This window comes from Marseilla massiliensis (assembly GCF_023336985.1).
Classification (GTDB): domain Bacteria; phylum Bacteroidota; class Bacteroidia; order Bacteroidales; family Bacteroidaceae; genus Prevotella; species Prevotella intestinigallinarum.
The window spans coordinates 222,006-243,732 of sequence record NZ_JAMBLP010000001.1 but is presented as its reverse complement, the minus strand read 5'-3'; the positions used below and the strand labels follow the sequence as shown (position 1 = coordinate 243,732).

The following is a 21,727-nucleotide window of genomic DNA, read 5'->3' as shown; positions in this document are numbered from 1 at the left end:
TTTGCATCATATTAGCAGAAAAATGAGACTTTCAGAACTAAAGACAGGAGAATACGGAGTCATCGTCAAAGTCCTCGGACATGGCGGCTTCCGCAAGCGCATAGTTGAGATGGGGTTCATCAAGGGCAAGGTGGTAGAGGTGCTGCTCAACGCCCCGCTCCAGGATCCCGTGAAATACAAGATAATGGGATATGAGGTCTCGTTACGCCACAACGAGGCCGAGATGATAGAAATCATATCACCCGAAGAGGCCAAGCTACTTGAAAAAGAAAACTCAGAACCCGACTTCAACAAACCGGAGATATCCACCGAAAACGAGGGCGGTGCAACGCAGCTCACCGACAAGCAGCTGCACGATGCCGCCATGAAAAAACGCCGTACCATCAACGTGGCGCTGGTGGGCAACCCCAACTGCGGAAAAACGTCGCTGTTCAACTTTGCCTCGGGAGCCCACGAGCGCGTGGGCAACTACTCGGGCGTGACTGTGGATGCCAAGGAGGGCCACGCCGAGTTTGAGGGTTACACATTCAACCTGGTCGACCTGCCCGGCACATACTCGCTGTCGGCCTACAGCCCCGAGGAACTGTATGTTCGACGGCAGATAATAGACAAGACCCCCGACGTGGTAATCAACGTCATCGACTCGAGCAACCTTGAGCGCAACCTCTACCTCACCACGCAGCTCGTCGACATGAACCTGCGCATGGTTTGCGCGCTCAACATGTTCGACGAGTTTGAGGAGCGAGGCGACAAGCTCGACTACAACAAGCTCGGCCAGCTGTTCGGCGTGCCGATGATACCCACGGTGTTCAAGACGGGCAAAGGCGTCGACCTGCTCTTCCACATCATCATCAACATGTACGAGGGCGTCGACTTCATCGACAAGGACGGAAACATCAACCCCGAGGTGGCCGCCGAGATACAAAACTGGCACAAGCGGTATGAGGGCTCGCACGAAACCGACCACACGGAAGACTTCGCCCACGGCGCCAGGCCCAACAACAGCGTGTTCCGCCACGTACACCTCAACCACGGAAAGACGCTCGAAGAGAGCATCGAGGCCATAAAGCGCGAGGTGCAGAAAGACGAGCAGATACGCCACAAATACTCCACCCGCTACCTGGCCATCAAGCTGCTCGAGATGGACAAGGACACCGAGCAGGCCGTAGAGAGGCTGCCCAACGCAAAAGAAATAATGGAAGTGCGCGACCGCGAGGCGCACAAGATACTCGAAGAGACCAAGGAAGACTCCGAGACGGCCATCATGGACGCCAAGTACGGACTGATACACGGTGCACTGCAAGAGGCCGGCTACGAGCCCGGCAACAAGCAGGACACATACCAGCTGACGCACTTCATCGACAAGATAATAACCAACAAGTATGCCGGCTTCCCCATCTTCTTCCTGCTGCTCTACGTGATGTTCGAGGTGACATTCACCCTGGGACAGTATCCCATGGACTGGATTGAGGCCGGCGTGGGCATGATTGGCGAGTGGGTAAGCGCCACCCTGCCCGACGGGCCCCTCAAGGCCATGATTGCCGACGGCATCATAGGCGGCGTGGGGGCGGTCATTGTGTTCCTGCCGCAGATACTCATACTCTACTGCTTCATATCGTTCATGGAAGACTCGGGCTACATGGCGCGCGCCGCCTTCATCATGGACAAGCTGATGCACAAGATGGGGCTGCACGGCAAGTCGTTCATACCGCTCATCATGGGCTTCGGATGCAACGTGCCGGCCGTCATGGCCACGCGCACCATCGAGAGCCGACGCTCGCGACTCATCACCATGCTCATACTGCCGATGATGAGCTGCTCGGCGCGGCTGCCCATCTACATAATGATCACCGGCACGTTTTTCGCCGTTAAATACCAAAGCCTCATCATGATATCGCTCTACGCCATAGGCATCGTCATGGCCGTGGTGGTGAGCCGGGTGCTCAGCCGGTGGCTCATAAAGGGCGAAGACACGCCCTTCGTGATGGAGCTGCCGCCCTACCGCTTTCCAACGGCCAAGGCCATTGGCCGCCACACATGGGAGAAAGGCAAGCAATATCTGAAGAAGATGGGAGGCATCATTCTCTTTGCAAGCATTGTGGTATGGGCGCTGGGCTACTTCCCCCACGACGACAGCCTCAGCCAGCAGCAACAGCAGGAACAAAGCTACATAGGGCGCATAGGCAAGGCCATAGAGCCAGTGTTCCGCGCCCAGGGCTTCGACTGGAAGCTCGACGTGGGCCTCGTGGCCGGCGTAGGGGCCAAGGAGATTGTGGCCTCGACAATGGGCGTGCTCTACAGCGGCGACGAGAGCGTGGCCGACGACACGGCCGACGACAACACGCCGAAGTATGCCAACCTGTACGACAAGATGACAGCCGACGGCATAACGCCGCTGATAGCCTTTGCCTACCTGACGTTTGTGCTGCTCTACTTCCCATGCCTGGCCACCATTGCAGCCGTCAAGAGCGAAAGCGGCTCGTGGAAATGGGCTGCGTTCACAGCCGTCTACACCACCGCGCTGGCATGGATTGTGTCGGCACTGATATACCAGATAGGCCGCCTGTTCGTGTAGGCGCCCGACACCCCCCGCAGCAGGCCTCAGCCCGTGACAGCAACCACGGGCCGAGGCCTGCGGGCTACATGGGCCGGGGCACACTGCCGCCCCACTGCGCACCAATGCCAAAATTGCCTAACAAAAGCAAAAAAGGCTGCGCTTTTTCATGTATTCAAAGTCATTTCCGTATCTTTGCAATATTCAAGCCGCACGCGGTAATGGCCAGGCCAGCTTGCATCAGGGCCGATTGCATTATCAGGCGGACTACATTTAAATCTACAAGAACATGAAAAAGAACAATCTCGCAGCCGTCATATTCTCCACCATCGTGGGGCTGACGGCATTCTCGGCCACATCGTGCGCGCAGGAGACCGTATTGCCCGCACCACAGAAAAGCACCACCGAAGGATCGCTGAGCAAGGCACTGCAAGACCGCAAGTCGGTGCGCAAGTTCAGCGACAAGACGCTAACCGACCAGCAACTGGCCGACTTGCTGTGGGCTGCCTGCGGGGTGAACAGGCCCGACGGCCACCTCACCGTGCCATCGGCACGCAACAAGCAAGACATAACTGTATATGTGGGCAAGGCCGACGGCACCTACCGCTACGACGCCAAGGGCAACAAGCTCGTGAAGATTGGCAACGGCGACCTCAGGGGCGAGGCTGCCAAGCGCAACGCCTTCATCAAGACGGCGCCCGTGGTGATAGTCATTGCCTCTGACACTTCGCTGCAAGGCGGCAACATGGCAATATGCGGCATCGACGCCGGCGCCGTGATGCAGAACGTCTACCTGCACTGCGCTGCCAACGGGCTGGCCACGGTGTGCTGCTATGCTGGCGACGACGTGACGGCCATGCAGAAGTTCCTCGGGATAAAGGCCGAGCTGAAACCGCTCATCTGCATGCCTGTCGGCATTGCCGAATAGGCCGTTTCATACTGCAAGACATGCCGTTCCACCCGCCGGGACAGTCCATTCGGGGCTCCCCGGCGGGTGGAGTCTTTTCAGAAAAAACAGCCTGTTGGGCAGCAGCAGGTCAACCAGCATGTCTACATATCCTTCCAGACAAAAGCCACCCCGGCCTTGCCGTCACCACGCCGGCAAGCCAGCCTGCCGGCGAGGCAACCTGCCGCAGGTGTTTTTTAGGCACCTACGCTGGGCACATTGCGCGCTTTTTTGTACCTTTGCAGCCAAAACCGAAAAAAACAATGGCAGAACAAGACAACAACAGGCCGCGACGGCAACGAAAACCGGCGGCCGTCGACAATACCTACGGCCACCTGCAACCACAGGCCACCGACGTGGAGAAGGCTGTGCTCGGGGCACTAATGATTGACAAAGACGCCTACGCAGTGGTCTGCGAGATGCTCTACCCCGAAAGCTTCTATGAGCCGCGCAACCAGAAGGTGTATGCCGCCGTGCGCGACCTGAGCATGGCCGAGCGCCCGGTCGACGTGCTCACCGTCACCGAACAGCTGGCCAAGAACGGCGACCTCGACGAGGTGGGCGGCCCGGTATATGTTGCCGAGCTGAGCTCGCGCGTGGCCTCGTCGGCCAACATCGAGTATCACGCTCGCATCATCGCCCAGAAATACCTTGCCAGGCAGCTCATATCGTTTGCCAGCGTCATAGAGACCAAGGCCTTCGACGACACTACCGACATCGACGACCTGATGCAGGAGGCCGAGGGTTCGCTGTTTGAGCTCTCGCAGCGCAACATGAAGAAAGACTATACGCAGATAGACCCTGTGATAAAGAACGCTGTCGAGGTGATACAGAAAGCGGCCGCCAACAAGGACGGACTGACGGGCGTGCCCACCGGATACCACAAGCTGGACGACATAACCAGCGGATGGCAGGCCAGCGACCTTGTCATCATTGCCGGGCGCCCGGCCATGGGAAAAACGTCGTTCGCACTGTCGATGGCCAAGAACATTGCCGCCGACTACAAGGTTCCGATGGCTTTCTTCTCGCTCGAAATGAGCAACGTGCAGCTCGTAAACCGACTGATATCCAACTGCTGCGAGATACAGGGAAGCAAAATACTAAACGGACAGCTGCAGCCCGACGAGTGGGACCGGCTCGACAAGCGCATGAACAACCTGATAGGAGCACCGCTCTATGTGGACGACACACCTGGCCTGTCGGTATTCGAGCTGCGAACAAAGGCCCGCCGACTGGTGCGCGAGCACGGAGTGAAGCTCATCATGATTGACTACCTGCAGCTGATGAACGCCAACGGCATGCGGTTCAGCAGCCGACAGGAAGAGGTTTCTACCATCTCGCGTTCGCTGAAAGGACTGGCCAAAGAGCTCGACATACCAATACTGGCACTGTCGCAGCTGAACCGTGGCGTGGAGTCGCGCGAGGGACTGGAGGGCAAGCGCCCGCAACTGAGCGACTTGCGCGAGTCGGGAGCCATAGAGCAAGACGCCGACATGGTGCTCTTCGTACACAGGCCGGAATACTATCACATCTACGAAGACGAAAACGGGCGCGACCTGCACGGCATGGCGCAAATCATCATCGCCAAGCACCGTAAGGGTGCCACGGGCGACGTGCTGCTCACCTTCCGCGGAGAGTTCACACGATTCGAGAATCCGGAGGACACACGCCTGGGCAAGTCGACGCCGGCGGCCGGAGGCGAGATACTGGGGTCGCGCATCAACGGCGACCTTGGCCCTGCACCCGAACTGCCCAACGACTACGACCCGTTCGGCGGAATGCTGCCACCGGGCGAGGGACCGGCGTTCTGACATAAAAACGGGGCAGTTGCACGATGGGCGCCACGGAGCTCTCATCCTGCAACTGTCCTCAACACGGTGCATCGCCCTTTGGCCAAGACACCCCGAAAGGGCCATTCACGCCGAATGGCCAAAAGAAATGGCATGAACGAGCGAAACGACACCAACTGCCGGTGGCACGGGCCTTTCACTTTTATGCTTATTTGAAAGGCGAAACATCATAACATGACTATCAGCTATCATCCGGCCATTTCATGAAACGAACCAAAAGCGAGCCAGATGCCTTGAACCCGCCTTGCGCCAACCGGAAACGACAACAACCTGTATGCTTTTTCCCCTACCCTGTCGACACGGCAAAATACGGTTCCTTCCTGTTGCCTGGCAGATGGGCCTGCACATTTGGCCCGGCCATTGCGAGCAGGCGTCGTGGCGACAACAGGATGGAATGTATTGGGAATATTGCCAACGGTGCAAACAAACCGGGCTGATGCAAGCCCGGTTTGCCTGAAACGGAGTCACTTGATGACGTCAAGTTCCTTGCCTACCTTCACAAACGCAGCGATGGCCCTGTCAAGGTGCTCACGCTCGTGCCCGGCCGACAGCTGTACGCGGATGCGGGCCTGCCCCTTTGGAACGACAGGATAATAGAAACCTGTAACATAAATACCCTCGTCCTGCATCTTTGCAGCAAACTCCTGCGAGAGCTTTGCATCGTAAAGCATCACGGCGCAAATGGCACTCTGCGTAGGCTTTATGTCGAAGCCGGCGGCAATCATCTTGTCACGGAAATAGTTTACGTTCTCCACCAGCTTGTCGTGCAGCGCATTGCTTTCCTTGAGCATCTTGAACATCTCTATGCTCGCCCCCACTATGGCCGGGGCCACCGAGTTAGAGAACAGGTAGGGGCGCGAGCGCTGGCGCAGCATGTCAATTATTTCCTTCCTTCCTGTTGTGAATCCTCCCATGGCACCACCGAAAGCCTTGCCAAGGGTACCTGTAAAGATGTCTATTCGACCGTAGACATTGAACTGCTCAGCCACGCCGCGGCCGGTCGGGCCTACCACGCCGGCAGAGTGCGACTCGTCAACCATTACCAACGCGTCGTATTTCTCGGCCAGGTCGCATATCTTGTCCATTGGCGCCACGTTGCCGTCCATCGAGAACACACCGTCTGTGGCAATGATGCGGAAGCGCTGGGCCTGGGCCTCCTGCAGGCAGCGCTCCAAGTCGGCCATGTCGGCATTGGCATAGCGATATCGCTTTGCCTTGCACAGACGCACGCCGTCTATTATTGAGGCATGGTTCAGCGAGTCGGAGATGATGGCGTCTTCCTCAGTAAAAAGAGGCTCGAACAATCCGCCGTTTGCATCGAAGCAGGCAGCATAAAGAATGGTGTCTTCCGTGTGGAAGTAGTCGGAGACAGCCTCTTCGAGTTGTTTGTGCAAATCCTGTGTGCCACAAATGAACCGCACCGACGACATACCGTAGCCATGGCTGTCCATGGCCTGCTTTGCTGCATCAATCAGCCTCTTGTTGTCAGAAAGGCCCAAATAGTTGTTTGCGCAAAAGTTAAGCACACGCTCCCCGGCATTGACCTTGATGTCTGCACTCTGTGGAGTTGTTATCACACGCTCTCTTTTGTACAGGCCGGCAGCCTCTATGCCAGAGAGTTCATTAGCCAAAAAGTCTTGAAATTTACCGTACATACATGTAAGTTTTAGGATTCTTATGCAAAGGTCTCAATTTTTTTTGATATAACAAATAAAATCTCTTGAATATTCTCTGAAACAATTAAGAATAATGTACTATCTTTGTACATCTTAAAATTTAGATATAAAGAAACGACAAAGCATGAAAAATGTATTGATTATCGGTTCAACCGGCCAGATTGGTTCAGAGTTGACCATGAAATTGAGAGGGCTGTACAACGGCAACATCGTTGCCGGCTACATCCCGGGTGCAGAACCTACAGGTGAGCTGAAAGAGTCGGGTCCGAGCGCCATCGTAGATGTCACCAATGAGCAGCAGATTGCAGAAGCCGTTTCCAAGTACAAAATCGACACTATCTACAACCTGGCGGCATTACTGTCTGCCGTTGCCGAGTCAAAGCCGCAGATGGCTTGGAAGATTGGCATGGGCGGGCTGTTCAACGTTTTAGAGGTGGCACGCACGATGCACTGTGCGGTCTTCACCCCCAGTTCAATAGGCGTGTTTGGCGACGACACACCAAAAGACAAGACCCCGCAAGACACCATCCGCAACCCACGCACCATGTATGGCGTTACCAAGGTGTCGGGAGAGTTGCTGAGCGACTATTACCACAACCGCTTTGGGGTAGACACTCGCTCGGTTCGCTTCCCCGGGCTTATCTCGTATGTAACGCCCCCGGGTGGCGGCACCACCGACTACGCCGTTGACATATATTATTCGGCAGTGAAGGGTGAGACGTTCAAGTGCCCCATTGCCGCAGGCACCTACATGGACATGATGTACATGCCCGACGCCCTGCGCGCCGCAATTGAGATAATGGAAGCCGACCCCGACAAATTTGTCCACCGCAACTCGTTCAACATTGCCTCCATGAGTTTCGAGCCAGATACCATATACAATAAAATAAAGGAGTATATACCTGAATTCAAAATGGTTTACGAGGTTGACCCGCTACGCCAGGCCATAGCCGAATCTTGGCCAAACTCACTGGATGACACTTGCGCACGCCAGGAGTGGGGCTGGAAACCCGAGTACGACTTGGACGCGATGACCAAAGACATGATTGAGAAACTGAGAATCCGCTTTGGCAAATCGGACGCGCCAAGCGCATGCAACCAGCGCCAGGAAAGTGTATTGACGCTATAGAAGCAGCCTTTTCTACCAAGCCGACCTGAGTGTCTCTCCGGTAGTGCCTGCCCGTTTGTTTCGCCACATAGGCAGCCATGCCACAAGGCAAACGCACAAGCCGCCTAAGAAAAAACAGCTCAAACCGGCCGCTGATAATACAAAGACAGCCTATAACTATATTCAAGACATATAAGGATACGGGATGGATATGCATCACGTATCCTTTTCATTTGCCCGCAACAGGCAGTTAGAGTGCAAGCCGCATCATCCAATCCCCTGCAAATTGCCTGCAGTCTTTGCAGCAGGCATAGCGGCCTATGCCGCAACAAAGCGGCCGAGTTGGCGCCGACGGGAGCGGGGAATGTGTTTTGTGGCGAATGTAATGGATGCCATGACTGCATCGGGCAGCCCTACGGACAATTGTGGCCAGAGTGTATGGATGAGGGGAAATATCATTATCAGAGAAAATGTAGCGAAATAGAACAGGCAAGACAGACATGCCCCGCAGGCAAAGCGCCGTATTGGCGCAAGCCTACGGGGCATGCCCTCCCGCCGCCGGCCCATTGCCGTGCGGGCGCCGTCAATTGGCATACTTGTCTATCAACTCCTGTGCCTGGGTGTCGCCCAAGTCTTTTGCCTTCTGCAGGTTCTGCCTTCCGGTGGCCTTGTCGCCCTTAAGGCACTGCGCCAGACCAAGAAACATGTAGCCCTCGCCGAGCTTAGGGTCGACGGCAATGCACTGCCCGGCCGTCTTTATGGCATCGTCGAACAGGTTGACACGTATCTCGAGCGACGCTTTCTCGCAATAGTAAAGCGTGTTCTTCGGGTCTTTGCCAATGGCTGTTGCCAAGTCGTTGAGGGCGGCCTGGTATATGTGCCCGTCTATTTCGGCCCTCGCCCGTATGTAGTAGAAGTTGGCGTTGACCTCGGTAGGCATCAGCTTCTCATACTCGTTGAAGTCGACCACTGCCTTGCGGTACTCCTTCATGCTGAGCAGCGCCTGCGCCCGAGCAAGGATGTAAGGCGCCGCCGACTTGAGGTAAGGCTTGCTGAAGGTGTTGACGGCGCTGTCGAGCAATGCCAGCATGGCAGTCGTGTCGCTCATCATCTCCTTGCAGCGCGCCGCCGCGAAGTACGTTTCGGCATTGCGCATGTCGCCGCCCAGCAGCTCGGAGTATATGGAATACGCCTCGTCGTACCGTTTCTGGGCAAATCGTATCTGCGCCTCCAACTGCCGGTACAGGCTCACCTTGTTTATATCGTAGGCTGCGCGGGCCTCGGCGGCAGCGGCGTCGAATGTCCACTTGTCGTAAGGCTTGGCATCAGCAAACATCAACTTCTGGTACATCAGCTTGGCATAGTTGAAGTGAGCGTCGTCTTTCTTGTCGGCCACCTTTATCGCCTGCTGCATGTCGGCATCGGCGGCGGCGTAGTCCTGCGCCCCCACCGACAGCTGCGCGCGCGAGATGTAGCCGTCGGCCGCGTTCGGAAACTTGGCAATGAAGTCGTTGACAGTGGCTGCGTAGGCTGAGGAGTCGAGCACCGAGCCGGCCACGTAGAGCGTAAGCACGGCCTGGTTGAGCTCGTCGGGCAACTCCTTCTTTATGGAAGTAGAGTTGAGCGTGGCGTCGTTTATGCTCAGCCCGTTGGTCTTCAGCGAGTTGGCGAAGGCCGCGCTGACGGCATAGTTGGTAGTGTCCTTGGCGTCTACCGGCTGCTGCATCAGTCCAATCACCTCGCCATTGGCGTTGAAGAGCGGGCAGCTGACGGAATTCTCTATGCCCTTCATGCCGACGGTGTAGTAAGCATAAGAGCCCTGGAACGTCTCGATCTTGCTCACCCGGCCCTCGATGCAATCAGGCGACTTCTTCGTGCTGTATGGCAAGAGCCACACTGCGCTGCCCTCTGCGGCATTGGCTGCAGCTATGGCCAAGGGGGCGGTCGACTTAGCCTCGACCCTGAACTTGGCCACATCATACGTGCTGTTTGCCCCGATGATGCTCGCCACGGGCATCTCGTTGCCCTTCGTGTCGATGACTACAGCCCTCGCGGCCCCCTTGAAGGGCGCGAAACTGCTCAGGGCCTCACACTGCTCGCCAACGAAAAACCCGTTGGAACTGGCAATAAGATTGCCGTCGGCATCGAATGTCTTGAGGGTGAACACAGCCTTTGCGGCCTTCTTCACCCAGCCCGGCTGGGCCTGTGCCGCACACCATGCGAGCGCGGCCATAATGCAAATAAGTGTACGTCTCATTTCCTAAGTAGTTCCTTTGCGTTGTTAATGGCGGCCTCCGACACGTCGCTTCCGCTCAGCATCTGTGCGATTTCCCTCACCCGGGCATCGCCGTCGAGCAGTATCATGCGGCTTGTCGTACCGCTGTCGGTCTCCTCCTTGTATACCTTATAGTGCGTCTGCCCCACTGCTGCAATCTGCGGCAGGTGGGTTATGCTTATCACCTGGCGGTCGCTGCGCCCCATCTGTTGCATTATCAGCGCCATTTTCTCGGCTATCTTGCCGCTGACACCGGTGTCAATCTCGTCGAAGATGATGGTGGGCAGCTTCACGGCCCCGCTTATCATAGCCTTCAGCGAGAGCATTACGCGGGCTATCTCGCCGCCCGACGCCACCTGCGACACAGGCTGCATGGGCGTGCTGCGGTTGGCGCTGAACAGGAAAGCCACGCGGTCGCACCCGTTGCGCGACGGTTGCTCGGCGTCGACGGCCACGCTGAAGCGCACGCTCGGCATGCCCAGCGGCACAAGCCTTTGCTGCATCTCGCCCTCAATGCGCCGTGCGGCGTCGGTGCGCAAGGCAGTGAGCCGCGCCCCACAGTCGAGGCAATGCTGCCGTGCGGCGTCAACCCTGGCCTGCAGTTCGGCCAGCGCCTCGTCGCTGTTGTCTATGTTGTCTATCTGTTCACGCAGCTCGTTGCGCCGCGCCAAGAGCCCCTCGACGCTTTCGCAGTGATATTTCTTCTCGAGGCTGTAGATGGTGTCAAGGCGGTCGTTGATGGCGTCGAGCTCGGCAGGGTCGAAGTCTATGCTTTCAAGCAGGCGGCTTATCTCCTGCGACACATCCTTGAGCTCTATGTATGCGCTGTTGAGCCGCTCTGCCAGTTCGGCGGCCTGGGGCAGCATGCTTGCCACGGCCTCCATGGCACCGCCGGCCGAGCGCAGGTTGCCCACGGCCCCGGCGCCTTCGGCAGCCAGCATGTTGTCGGCCTCGTAGAGCGCGCTTTTTATTTCCTCCGAATGGCTCATGGTCGACGCTTTCTGCTCGAGCTCCTGCTGCTCGCCTTCCGCGAGCCTGGCCGAGTCGAGCTCGTCGTACTGGAACCTTATGAAGTCGGCGTTGGCCCTGTCGCGCTCTATCTTTTCATTAAGCTCGCCGAGGGCCTTCACCGAGTCGGTGTATTCCGAGAAAGCCTCGCGGTAAAGGGCCAGCTCAGCGGCATCGTCGGCAATGATGTCCACCACCTCGAGCTGGAAGTCCTGCTTGCCGAGCAGCAGGTTCTGGTGCTGGCTGTGCACGTCGATGAGCCTCTCGCCCAGTTCCTTGAGCAGGGCCAGCGGCGCCGGGGTGTCGTTGATGAAAGCCCGGCTCTTGCCCGATGCGGCCAGCTCGCGCCTCACTATGCAGTCGTCGGGGTCGTACTCTATGTCGTTTTGGCTGAAAAACTCCTCCATGTCGTAGCGCGAGAGGTCGAAATGGGCCTCGATGACACACTTCGACGCCCCTGCCTTGATGGCCTTGGTGTCGGCCCGTTGACCGAGCAGCAGACCAATGGCACCGAGTATGATGCTCTTTCCGGCGCCCGTCTCTCCCGTAATGACCGAGAAGCCGGGGTTGAACCTTATGTCGAGCGTGTCGATGAGGGTGAAGTTCTTAATGATTAGTTGCTTAAACATTGTTCATTCCTTGATTTTGTTCCACGAATTGCTTTGCGAGGCATTGATGCCGAAGAGAATGTTGTAAACGCTCTCCTTTTCCTTCTGCGTGCCCTTGCCTTTGTAAATGTTGGCCAGTTCGTCGCGCTTATAGTCGGTCCATATCTGCGGCAGCATGCTCAACGGCTTGTCTTCGTGAGCCTTCTTCAAGTCGTTTTCGAGCGCGGCGGTTATGTTGGTGCGCCCGCGCTCCACGTTCGATGCCATCTCGTCGAGGCCCGTGCGGTAGTAGTCGTACTGCAGCTGGCGGAAAGGCTTCATGGCTTCGTCGAGGTAGTCGTTGATGATGGCAAACCTGTTCTTGCTGTCCTCAAACGATTTCCAGCCAGTAAACTCAAGGTTCTGCGCGTTGTTTACAAGGTTGAGGCACCTCTGCAACACGTCGGTGCCGCCCATGGGGGCAAAGCTGTCGAGGTTGATGCCTATTATCAGGTATGCGTAATAGGCGAAGAGGGCCGTCAGCTGGTTGTCGATGACATCCTCGTTGAAGTTGAGCTGGTCGAACTGAGCGAACTGAAAGTTGAAGTTTGCGTCCTGGTTGTTGTAGAGCGTCGAGTTGTACTGCGAGTTGTACACGGGGCGGTTGGCCTGTATCGTGGCCGTACACTCAAAGGTGTTGTTGGTCTTGTCGTACTTGTTTACCGTGATGTTGAAATTGCAGACAATGCGCTCGTTCTTCTGAAACTGCAGGTCTGTCCACTGCCTGTCGTTTACAAACTGCTCCAGCGTCTGCTGCAGGTTGTCGAAAACGCTGACGTCTGTCACTCCCACCTTGCTGTGGTTGATGTTTATCTTGGCCTGCAGCTCCTGCCCGCGCGAGGCCGTCACGATGAAAGCGGCCACAGCCGCAAGCAACAATCTCTTGGCGTCCATTGTATTTGTAGGTTTACATTATCTCGGCCAGCCTGCCTATGATGTCCTCGGCCACGCCCTCCTTGCTTTTCTTCGGGTATTCGGTCATCCCCTCGCGTGTCAGTATGCACACCTGGTTTTCGTCGGAGCGGAAGCACGTTCCCTTGTTGCGCAGCGAGTTGAGCACAATGAAATCGAGGTTCTTGCGCTCCAGCTTGCCCATGGCGTGGGCCTGTTCGTCGTCGGTCTCGAGCGCGAATCCCACGAGCCTCTGACCCGGCTTTTTCATCCGCCCGAGCTCCGAGGCAATGTCGTGGGTGGGCTTGAGCCTCAGCACCAGGTCGCTGTCGCCGCGCTTTATCTTGCTGTCGGCCACAGTGTCGGGCCGGAAGTCGGCCACGGCGGCACAGAGTATGGCGGCGTCGCACCCCTCGAACTCGCTCACGGCGGCCATGTACATCTGGTCGCAGCTCTCAACGTCGATGCGCCTTATGCCCCTGCCCTCCTTCAGGGCCACCGGCCCTGCAATGAGAGTCACGTCGGCCCCTCGCCGGGCGCACTCGCCAGCAAGGGCAAACCCCATCTTGCCGCTGGAGTAATTGCCCACAAACCTCACCGGGTCTATGCGCTCGAAGGTAGGCCCGGCTGTTATCATGATGCGCTTGCCGGCCAATTGCCCGGTGTTGCCGCGGAAATAGTCGTCGACGGCCTTGACAATTGCCTCGGGCTCTTCCATGCGCCCCTTGCCTTCGAGGCCGCTGGCGAGGTATCCGCTCTGCGGCTCAATGATGTGGTTGCCATAGGAGCGCAGCCTCTCGAGATTGGCCTGTGTTGAGGGGTGGGCATACATGTCGAGGTCCATGGCCGGGGCTATGAACACCGGGGCCTTCATCGACAGATACGTGGTGACCAGCATATTGTCGGCCACCCCGCCCGCCATCTTGCCCAGGGTCGATGCCGTGCACGGCGCAATGACCATGGCGTCGGCCCACAGCCCGAGCGCCACGTGGCTGTGCCATGTGCCGTCGCGCTGTGAGAAGAAGTCGCTGATGACGGGTTTCTGCGTCAGTGCCGACAGCGTGATCGGCGTTATGAACTCCTTGCCGGCAGGTGTTATCACCACCTGTACCTCGGCCCCGGCCTTCACCAGGGCGCGTATGATGTAGCAAGCCTTGTAGGCCGCTATCGAGCCGGTGATGCCCAGCACTATCTTTTTACCTTTCAGCATATTTCGTTGTCAGCCTAATTTGCTCTCGCGCAGACGTATGCGGGTGAGCACCTGTTTAGTGTTGTAAGTGAAGTCGCCCGAGAGTATCCAGCTGTAATAGCCGGGGTCGTAGCGCAACACCTGCGCCACGGGCTCTCCCTTGTGCTTGCCGAAGTTGAACACCTCCACCTGGCGGGGCTTGCCGTCGGGCCCTGTCACCACATTGCCTTGCGCGTCCTTCATGTCGGCCCAGACCACACGCCCTGCAAAGTCGACGTTGTTGTTCTGCCGCGAGAAGTCGGCCAGGAAGGCAACGTCGTTCTGCAACTGCCGCTCCGGGTCGGGCTCGGTCTCTGGACTGTACTTGTCGAGCTCGCCCATCAGCACCCTGTAGGTGGCCTCGGTGTCTTGGTCGGCCCTGTGTGCCTCGAAGTCGTCTTCCATTGCTCGCCCGCAGTAAAACTTGTATGCCGCTGCCAGGTTGCGCCTCTCCATCTTGTGGAATATGGTCTGGGCGTCTATGAGGTGGCACTTTGAGAAGTCGAAGTCGATGCCGGCGCGCAGGAACTCCTCGGCGAGCATGGGTATGTCAAAGTGGTTTGAGTTGAACCCGGCGAAGTCGCACCCGCGGAACTCATCGCAGAGCCTGGCCGCAATCTCCTTGAACAACGGCTTTCCGGCCACGTCGGCATCGCTGATGCCCGTGAGCGCAGTCACTTCGGCCGGTATGGGCTTGCCGGGGTTCACAATCAGGTTGACGCGCTTCTCCTGCCCGTCGGGGCTCACCTTTATGTAAGACAGCTGTATGATCCGGTCTTTCACCAAATCCAGACCCGTGGTTTCGAGGTCGAACACCACGAGGGGCTTGTTAAGGTTTAGTCTCATCCTGCCAGCGTTGTTATTCGTTTAAGAGCATTGGCATGAGCAGCATGAGCACATCCTGGCCCTCGGGCTGCTCCGACGGCACCAAAACGCCCGACCGGCTCGGGTCGGCCAGCTGTATCACTATGTCCTGGCACTCAAAGTTGCTGAGCATGTCGATGAACGACGAGCCGTTGAACCCGATGCTCATGGGCAGCCCGTTGTAGTCGCACGCCATCCTCTCGGTGGCTGTCTTAGAGAAGTCGTAGTCCTCGGCGTCGAGCTGCAGCACGCTGTTCTCTATGTGGAACCGCACAAGGTTGCTCGAGCTGGCAAAGGGCTGCACACGGCGCAGGGCGCTCAGCAGCGCCACCCTGTCAACGGTCAGGTGGTTGGGGTTGTTGAGCGGTATCACGGCGTTGTAGTTGGGGTAGCGGCCCTCGATGAGCCTGCAGATGATGATGCAGTCGTCGAAGGTTATCTCGGCGTTGCGCTCGTCAAACCTTATGGTCACTTCGCTCACGTCTTTGCCGAGCATGTTCTTGAGCAGCGTGGCCGGCTTCTTGGGCAGGATGAACGACGCGGGCACATCGCTGCTCACGGCGAACACCTTGTTGCGCACGAGCCGCTGGCTGTCGGTGGCCACTATCGACAGGCACTCGGGCGTGAGGTCGAAGTAAAGGCCGTTCATCACGGGGCGCAGCTCGCCCTGGGCCGTGGCGAAGATGGAGCGGTTGATGCAGTCGCCGAGCAGGTCGCTGCCTATGGTTATCGTGCTTGCGCCCTCGCCCACCTGCAATGCCTGCGGAAACTCGTCGGCGCTCTCAATAGACAGCGAGAACTGCCCGTTCTGGTAGACAATCTTGGCCAGGTTGCTGCTGCGGTCAACCTCGAATGTCAGAGGTTGCTCCGAAAAGCCTTTCACGGCCTCGAGCAGGTCATGGTTGCCAATGGCAAAGCTGCCGTCCTCGTCGCTCTCGTTGAGCTCCACCGACGTCTTTATCATGTTCTCGCTGTCTGATGCGGTCAGCTTCAGCGTGTTGCCCTCCACCTCGAACACGAAGTCTGACAGTATGGGCAATGAGTTCTTGCTGTTGATAACCCTCGACAGGGCAATGAGTTTGCTGCTTAGCGCAGTGCTCGACAAAGTAAATCTCATGTGTGCTTATTTCTTTAATTAGTTATCTATCCTTTGATTAAAATGTCTACAAAAATACAAAATAACAATGTGAAAAGCAAAATTATCGCACGAAAAGTTGCCCAATTTAAAACTATTTTTGTAATTTCGCAATCGCTTAAAAGCATTGTACAATAAAAATTACAGCAACTTATGGAATTCACCGGAAAAATAATCGCCGTCATGCCCCCGAGGACCGGCACATCCAAAAGCACGGGCAACGAGTGGAAGGTGCAGGAGTATGTCATCGAGAGCCACGACCAGTATCCCAAGAAGATGTGCTTCGAGGTGTTCGGCACCGACAAGATAGCACAGTTCAACATACAGATGGGCGAAGAGCTCACCGTGTCGTTCGACATCGACGCGCGCCAGTGGCAAGACCGCTGGTTCAACAGTGTCAGGGTGTGGGCCGTCAACCGCAACGCCATGCAGCCGGCAGCACCGGCCGCCACCGACTTTGCCACGGCAGCCCCGTTCCCGCCGGCACAGCCCGGTGCTGCCTCCGACGACCCGTTTGCCGCCGGCTCAAACACCGACGACCTGCCGTTCAGCTGAACGGGCGGTGCAGCTCTACAACCGTTTAACAACAAACTCAACACACTCAAATGGATTTTACAGGAAAGATAATAGCCATACTCAACCCGAAGACGGGCACGTCGAAAAGCACGGGCAACGAGTGGAAGGCACAAGAATACGTAATCGAGAACCATGACCAATACCCCCGCAAGATGTGCTTCGAGGTATTTGGGGCCGACAAGATATCGCAGTTCAACATACAGATGGGCGAAGAGCTCACCGTGTCGTTCGACATCGACGCACGACAGTGGCGCGACCGATGGTTCAACAGCTTCAGGGCATGGGCTGTCAACCGCGTGGCACAGCAGCAGCCGGCAGCAGCCATGGGCGCAGCCGCCGCAGGTGTGGCACAGGCACCGTTCCCGCCGGCACAGAATGCCGCAGTCGGCGACGACCCGTTTGCATCCGACTCGGCAGCCGGCGACACCAGTGCCGACGACCTGCCCTTCTGACGCCCTGCAACGACAAACAAGCAGACGCGATGCGCAACAGGTGCGCCTGCCGTGGACAGTTCCGCGGAGGGCGCACCTGTTGCGTCATGGCAGCTGCCAAGCAAACACAGCCTTGGCAATGGCCCCGGCACGGGGCGGAAAACGGATTTGTCGTAAAAAATGCAAGGCTCGGCGCACCAGCCTGCAACGCCGGGCCTCACGCCCACACAGCACGGGCCGAAACAAAGGCCCGTAAGGGCCATGCGGCAGGGCGGAACAGGCCGTATTGCGCTGCAAAACGGCAGCACACATGCAACCTCACGTTTTTGTGTATAATGGAAAGGGAGGTAGAGGGAGGTAGAGGGAGGTAGAAGGAGTTACAAGGAGTTAGAGGACAATAGCATTGACTATCTCTTCCTGTAACACAATAGCATTGGCTATATCTTTCTGCAACACTTCCCCATGCCCCCAGGGTTCCCGTGCTCCCAAAACTATTGTCTGTACTCCGAGCAAAGAATTAAGAAAGGGCTGCACGATGATAGTCTATGCTATTGTCCTCTAACTCCTTGTAACTCCTTCTACCTCCCTCCAACTCCATTACAAACAAAAACTATTGTCTGAACTCCTGTACTCCTGAACTCCTAAAATGCCCCCCATGTTTATCGGGTGCCCCCTTGCGCCTCAGCGCGACAACAGGTGGCGCAACGCCTCCAACGGGGCGTAGATGAGCATGCGCGGCCCGGCCCACCGCATGATGCGGCGTATCTGCGTGCGCCTGGCCGGCGAGTAACAGTGTACGGGGCAGTTCTTGCACGCCGGCTTGCCCTCGCCAAAGCGGCAGCGCTCGAGCCTGCGCATGGCGTAGTCGGCCAGTTCGGCATACTCGCCCACTATGCCGGGCAACCCCAGCTTGCGGCGGCAATACAGCTCAATCATGCGGTGCACGGTGGCCTTGTCGCGCTCTATGCGGCTGCGCCCACCGGATTGGAGCCTCATTTCACCACGGGGCGCACTGCCTTCTGCCACACCATGATGCCACCGTCGAGGTTTACCACCCGGTAGCCCGATGCAGCCAGCCTGCGCGCGGCGTCGGCACTGCGCCTGCCGCTGCGGCAATACACTGCCACCACGCGGCTGCGGTCGAGCCTGGCAGTGGCCACGCTGTCAAAGCCAGCAGACTTTACGTCGATGAGCATCGCCCCGGGCAGATGGGCCTCTGAATACTCGGCATCGGTGCGCACGTCGACAAGCTGAACGCCCGACGAGTCGGCCAAGGCCGCAAAACCGTCGACGCCCACCGTAGAGAACGGCTCGCGCGACGACTGCCCGTGAAGCACTGCGGCAAAGGCAACAACGGCCAGCACCACAATGCAGACAAACAATTTATTCATAACATAATGATTTGAAAGGTCATAAATCTTCGGCCTCGATATATCCCTTGGTGAACATATCGTAGCTCATGGCTTCGAGCTCTTTGAGCGTCATGCCCTCAACGCAACGCTCGATGACACGTATCAGGTGGTCGCGCCTGTAACTGTCAGTCTCGCTCACGCGCCCGCTTCCTGCGGCCATGGCGCCCTGTCGGCGCTTGGGTGAATTACTGTCCATGGGCGGCCTTCAGTTGCTTCGACAGTTTTCTCACGGCCTTGTCGCGTATCTGGCGCACACGCTCGCGCTTCAGCCCCATCTCGGCAGCGGCCTCGGCCATGGTGAGCCGCTCGCAACCTATGCCGAAGACGGCGGCCACCACCCTGCGCTCGCGCTCGTCGAGCACGCCGAGGGCGTCGGCCAAAAGGCTGCCGTGCGGACTGTCGTCAAACATGGCGTCGGCCTCCGGGGCGTTGGGATTGACCAGCAGGCTGAGCAGGTTGATGTTTTCCCTGCCGCCAAGCGGAGCGTCGACCGACAGCGCACGGCTGCGGCGCTTCTCGGCTGCGGTGGCCTCGCCACGCGGCACACGGTAGAGCGCGCCCTGCGACTCTACGGCCTGCTCCATGGCACGGCGCACCATCGGCACGGCATACGACACGAAACGGCTGCGCGAAGCGTCAAACTTGGCGGCCGCGTTCATCAGGGCAATGTTGCCCTCGCTCACTAGGTCTTCAACCTCGACCCCGCGCCCGCGGTACTTGTTGGCCATTGAAATGACGAAACGCAGGTTGGCCGTGACGAGCTTCTCGGCGGCCTTGCCGTCGCCCCGGGCTATGCGCCCGGCCAGCTCGCGCTCCTCGTCGGCCGTGAGCACCTGCTCGCGGCATATCTCCTCGATATACCTGTCGAGTGAATTTCTGTCGTTATCTTGCATAGTTTTTTCTTGGTTTACCTGTGGGTGCCACCCTTGCAACGCCGGGGGCGCCCGCAACACGGGAGTAAAGTTAATGGTTTTTACTGTAACACGGAGCCATGCTGAGTAAAAAACGGCATTGCTTTAAGTCTTTTTAACCCATCATTCCATCATATCCATATCCCGCCTGGCCCTGTTGTCGGGCAGGCAGTCAACACATACGGCCACAACGGAAGCCGCCGCACGGCCTGCACTGCAAACGTGGTGCAAGCCGAACGGCGACAAAAGCAAAACATGTGACCATCCTACCGGCCTACAGCTCGGAGCACTCTTTGAGCCAGATGTCGGCCGAGGCGTCGCTGGCCATGCGCCAGTCGCCGCGCGGACTGAGGCTCACGCTGCCCACCTTTGGCCCGTCGGGCAGGCAGGAGCGCTTGAACTGCTGGCTGAAGAACCTCCTGAAGAACGTAGTGAGCCAGTAGCGTATGGTCTCGTCGTCAAAGCGGCCTGCCTCGGGGTGCGAGCCGTTGAAGGCGCGGCGGGCCAGCATGTAAATCTTGGCCGGGCGGAAGCCGAAGCGCACGAAATAGTAGAGGAAGAAGTCGTGGAGCTCGTAGGGGCCCACCAGGCTCTCGGTCTTCTGGCTTATGTTGCCCTGCTCGTCGGCCGGTATCAGCTCCGGGCTGATGGGCGTGTCGATGATGTCGAGCAAGGTGTCGCGCGACGTCCCGTCGACCTCCGTCATGGCTATGTGCTTCACGAGGTGGCGTATGAGCGTCTTCGGCACCCCGGCGTTGACGCCGTACATAGATATGTGGTCGCCGTTGTATGTGGCCCACCCAAGGGCGAGCTCGCTGAGGTCGCCCGTGCCGACGACGAATCCGCCCAGCTCGTTGGCCAGGTCCATCAGTATCTGTGTGCGCTCGCGTGCCTGGCTGTTCTCGTAGGTCACGTCGTGAACGCCCATGTCGTGGCCTATGTCCATGAAATGCCGCTCCACACTGGCCTTGATGCTTATCTCGCGCGACGACACGCCCAGCGACTGCATGAGCGCCACGGCATTGTCGTGGGTGCGGTCGGTGGTGCCGAAACCGGGCATGGTAACGCCGATGATGCCGCGGCGGTCTATCTTCAGCCTGTCGAAGGCCCTAACGCACACGAGCAGGGCGAGCGTGGAGTCGAGCCCGCCGCTAATGCCCACCACCACCTGGCGGCACTTGGTGTGGGCCAGTCGCTGGGCGAGGCCCAGCGTCTGTATGTCGAGCACCTCGTTGAGGGCTGCCTCGCTGTCGCTGCCCTGCGGCACAAAGGGCCACGGTTCGACGTCGCGCAACAGCATGAAGTCGCGGGCCTCTACGGGCTTGGCCTGCACCACCGTGGCGCCGGCCGTACGCGAGGCGTTGACAAACGTGGTGTTGGTGCGGCGCTCGGAGCGCAGCCTGTCCACATCGACCTGAGCCACCAGCAACTGGGGCTCGAGCGAGAAGCGGTCGCCCTCGCCCAGCAGGGCTCCGTTTTCATAGACAAGGGCATTGCCCCCGTAGACCACGTCTTGCGTGCTCTCGCCGAAACCGCTGCCTGCATACACATAGCCGCTGATGGTGCGGGCGCTCTGCTGGGCCAGCAGCGACTTGAGGTAGGCGTGCTTGCCTATCAGCTCGTTGCTGGCCGAGAGGTTGAACACGATGTCGGCACCGGCCAGGGCGAGGTTGTTGCTCGGCGGAACGGGTGCCCACACGTCTTCGCAAATCTCGATGCCAAACCTTGTGCCGTCGACGGTGACAAACACTTTGGGGTCGGGCGACAGCACAACCGAACTGCCGGCAAGGTAAATCTCGGTGGGGCGCAGGTCGCGCGACGAGGCAAACCAGCGCTTCTCGTAGAACTCGTTGTAGTTGGGCAGGTATGTCTTGGGCACTATGCCGAGCAGGCACCCCTTCTGCACCACGGCGGCGCAGTTGAGCAGCAGTCCGCCCACGGCCACCGGAAGGCCCACAATGGATATGACGTCGAGCTTGCGGGTGAAGTCGAGCAACTGCAGCAGGGCTTCCTCGGCCTTGTCGACGAGGAGCTGCGAGCGGAACAAGTCTTGGCATGTGTAGCCCGTGAGGCTGAGCTCGGGAAAGCACAGCACCTCGACACCCATGCCCTCGGCGCGGGCTATCTGGCACTCTATGGCGCGCAGGTTGAAGTCGGTGTCGGCCACGCGCACCGATGGCACGGCAGCGGCCACTGTAACGAAACCATGTCTCAT

Annotated in this window: 18 protein-coding genes; 6 read left to right on the top strand and 12 right to left on the bottom strand. The window is 58.1% G+C overall.

Features of this window, described 5'->3' with window-relative positions:
* Window positions 1-22: 22 nt before the first annotated feature.
* From feoB to dnaB, 3 genes are all read left to right on the top strand, one after another.
* Window positions 23-2,575 carry a ferrous iron transport protein B gene (feoB, locus tag M3089_RS00940; protein WP_249081256.1) on the top strand — a complete coding sequence of 851 codons (2,553 nt, stop codon included), beginning with the start codon at window positions 23-25 and terminating at the stop codon, window positions 2,573-2,575.
* Window positions 2,576-2,843: 268 nt separating this feature from the next.
* A complete protein-coding gene (locus M3089_RS00935) occupies window positions 2,844-3,482 on the top strand; it encodes a nitroreductase family protein (RefSeq protein WP_205110601.1) in 639 nt (212 codons plus the stop codon).
* A gap of 281 nt (window positions 3,483-3,763) precedes the next feature.
* On the top strand, window positions 3,764-5,311 hold the full coding sequence (dnaB, locus tag M3089_RS00930; RefSeq protein WP_205110603.1) for a replicative DNA helicase: 1,548 nt from the start codon (window positions 3,764-3,766) through the stop codon (window positions 5,309-5,311).
* 503 nt (window positions 5,312-5,814) lie between these two features.
* Here dnaB and kbl read toward each other — a convergent pair.
* A complete protein-coding gene (gene kbl / locus M3089_RS00925) occupies window positions 5,815-7,005 on the bottom strand; it encodes a glycine C-acetyltransferase (RefSeq protein WP_205110605.1) in 1,191 nt (396 codons plus the stop codon).
* Window positions 7,006-7,150: 145 nt separating this feature from the next.
* Between kbl and M3089_RS00920 the strand changes: the two genes are divergently transcribed.
* Complete coding sequence (locus M3089_RS00920) at window positions 7,151-8,155, top strand: NAD-dependent epimerase/dehydratase family protein (protein ID WP_249081254.1); 1,005 nt, start codon at window positions 7,151-7,153, stop codon at window positions 8,153-8,155.
* A 562-nt stretch (window positions 8,156-8,717) separates the two neighbouring features.
* Here the strand turns inward: M3089_RS00920 and M3089_RS00915 are convergent.
* From M3089_RS00915 to dnaN, 6 genes are read right to left on the bottom strand one after another with little or no spacing between them, the layout of a single operon-like run.
* On the bottom strand, window positions 8,718-10,391 hold the full coding sequence (locus tag M3089_RS00915) for a tetratricopeptide repeat protein (RefSeq protein ID WP_249081253.1): 1,674 nt from the start codon (window positions 10,389-10,391) through the stop codon (window positions 8,718-8,720).
* The gene (gene recN / locus M3089_RS00910) at window positions 10,388-12,046 is read right to left on the bottom strand and encodes a DNA repair protein RecN (protein ID WP_249081252.1); all 1,659 of its coding nucleotides are present in this window, start codon (window positions 12,044-12,046) and stop codon (window positions 10,388-10,390) included. The genes M3089_RS00915 and recN overlap by 4 nt, the downstream gene beginning before the upstream one ends.
* A 3-nt stretch (window positions 12,047-12,049) precedes the next feature.
* On the bottom strand, window positions 12,050-12,958 hold the full coding sequence (gene porD / locus M3089_RS00905; RefSeq protein WP_249081251.1) for a type IX secretion system protein PorD: 909 nt from the start codon (window positions 12,956-12,958) through the stop codon (window positions 12,050-12,052).
* Between the two features lie 13 nt (window positions 12,959-12,971).
* Window positions 12,972-14,165, bottom strand: coding sequence for a bifunctional phosphopantothenoylcysteine decarboxylase/phosphopantothenate--cysteine ligase CoaBC (gene coaBC, locus M3089_RS00900; RefSeq protein WP_249081250.1), 1,194 nt, complete (start codon window positions 14,163-14,165; stop codon window positions 12,972-12,974).
* A gap of 9 nt (window positions 14,166-14,174) precedes the next feature.
* Window positions 14,175-15,029 (bottom strand): 3'-5' exonuclease, encoded by an 855-nt coding sequence (locus M3089_RS00895; RefSeq protein ID WP_249081249.1) that lies wholly within the window; start codon window positions 15,027-15,029, stop codon window positions 14,175-14,177.
* A gap of 13 nt (window positions 15,030-15,042) precedes the next feature.
* On the bottom strand, window positions 15,043-16,164 hold the full coding sequence (dnaN, locus tag M3089_RS00890) for a DNA polymerase III subunit beta (protein ID WP_205110619.1): 1,122 nt from the start codon (window positions 16,162-16,164) through the stop codon (window positions 15,043-15,045).
* Between the two features lie 171 nt (window positions 16,165-16,335).
* Between dnaN and M3089_RS00885 the strand changes: the two genes are divergently transcribed.
* On the top strand, window positions 16,336-16,737 hold the full coding sequence (locus M3089_RS00885) for a DUF3127 domain-containing protein (protein WP_249081248.1): 402 nt from the start codon (window positions 16,336-16,338) through the stop codon (window positions 16,735-16,737).
* 50 nt (window positions 16,738-16,787) lie between these two features.
* Entirely contained in the window at window positions 16,788-17,210 is a 423-nt protein-coding gene (locus M3089_RS15840) for a DUF3127 domain-containing protein (protein WP_317236381.1), read from the top strand.
* 660 nt (window positions 17,211-17,870) lie between these two features.
* Here M3089_RS15840 and M3089_RS00875 read toward each other — a convergent pair.
* The 5 genes from M3089_RS00875 to M3089_RS00855 form a co-directional block, all read right to left on the bottom strand.
* Window positions 17,871-18,185 carry a nitrous oxide-stimulated promoter family protein gene (locus tag M3089_RS00875; protein WP_249081247.1) on the bottom strand — a complete coding sequence of 105 codons (315 nt, stop codon included), beginning with the start codon at window positions 18,183-18,185 and terminating at the stop codon, window positions 17,871-17,873.
* Window positions 18,182-18,580 (bottom strand): rhodanese-like domain-containing protein, encoded by a 399-nt coding sequence (locus tag M3089_RS00870; RefSeq protein WP_249081245.1) that lies wholly within the window; start codon window positions 18,578-18,580, stop codon window positions 18,182-18,184. The genes M3089_RS00875 and M3089_RS00870 overlap by 4 nt, the downstream gene beginning before the upstream one ends.
* A 19-nt stretch (window positions 18,581-18,599) precedes the next feature.
* Complete coding sequence (locus tag M3089_RS00865) at window positions 18,600-18,797, bottom strand: hypothetical protein (RefSeq protein ID WP_249081361.1); 198 nt, start codon at window positions 18,795-18,797, stop codon at window positions 18,600-18,602.
* The gene (locus M3089_RS00860) at window positions 18,787-19,494 is read right to left on the bottom strand and encodes a sigma-70 family RNA polymerase sigma factor (protein WP_249081244.1); all 708 of its coding nucleotides are present in this window, start codon (window positions 19,492-19,494) and stop codon (window positions 18,787-18,789) included. The genes M3089_RS00865 and M3089_RS00860 overlap by 11 nt, the downstream gene beginning before the upstream one ends.
* A 292-nt stretch (window positions 19,495-19,786) precedes the next feature.
* Window positions 19,787-21,727, bottom strand: coding sequence for an NAD(+) synthase (locus M3089_RS00855; RefSeq protein ID WP_249081243.1), 1,941 nt, complete (start codon window positions 21,725-21,727; stop codon window positions 19,787-19,789).